Below are 766 nucleotides of genomic sequence, written 5' to 3'. Positions count from 1 at the left end.
ATGCCCCAGCCGAAGAGCCAGCCGGGCATTCCCTGGGTGCACTGCTCCCCGTACGTCATGCAGCGCGATGCCCGCTCGGATGCCAGGGTCAGGATGCCCGTCAGGACGGCGGCCGGGACGAAGAGGGCGGCGGACAGGATGGCCCAGAGGCGGGAGCGGTCCCGTCCCGTGGGCGCCGTCCGGTCCTGGTCCTGGGGCGTCGCGGTGGTGGTGGTGGTGTCCATGTCCATGTCCATGTACTGATCCAACGCCTTCCGGCGGTCCGGCACAGCCGCTCGGCTACTCATCCGCGGGTGCGCGGCGTACTCAGACCGTGTGGCCGGATCATCCAGGGGTCGGGCGCTACGGCCTGCGGGGCGCGGCGGGCTCGCTGTCGGCCGCCCCGGCAGCGGGGCGCTTGTAGTAGCGCCAGGGGAAGGAGCCGGCTCCCACCTGCGTCCAGCCTTCGGCCTTCATGCGGCGGCGCTGGCCGCCGAAGGTCCGCCGGTGCTCCCAGACCTGGTCGGAGGCTTCGACCACGAGGAAGAGCGGTCCGTAGTCCACGAGGTGCCAGCCCTCGTGCGCGGCCCCGTCGAGTTCGGCCATCTCGTTGAACGCGGTGACCGGGGTGATGGTCCGGCGCGCCGGCGCTCCGTCCGGCCGGCCGTCCGTTTCGTACGTCGGATCCGTTCCGGAACCGGGCTTCGCGGCCGGCGACTTGACGGCGAAGCGCTGCTGCGCCGCCTGCCGGCTCACCCCCAGGACCCCGCCCACGCTGTCCCAGCTG

Annotated in this window: 2 pseudogenes; both read right to left on the bottom strand. The window is 72.7% G+C overall.

The features are described 5' to 3' along the window. A pseudogene (locus ACWGDE_RS39205) lies at positions 1 to 236 on the bottom strand (hypothetical protein); the annotation flags it as partial. A 106-nt stretch (positions 237 to 342) separates the two neighbouring features. Continuing rightward, positions 343 to 766, bottom strand: a pseudogene (locus tag ACWGDE_RS39200) (hypothetical protein); the annotation flags it as partial.

It is taken from the genome of Streptomyces sp. NPDC054956 (genome assembly GCF_053609185.1).
The sequence above is the reverse complement of the archived record's forward strand: the minus strand, read 5'-3'. Positions and strand labels throughout refer to the sequence as shown.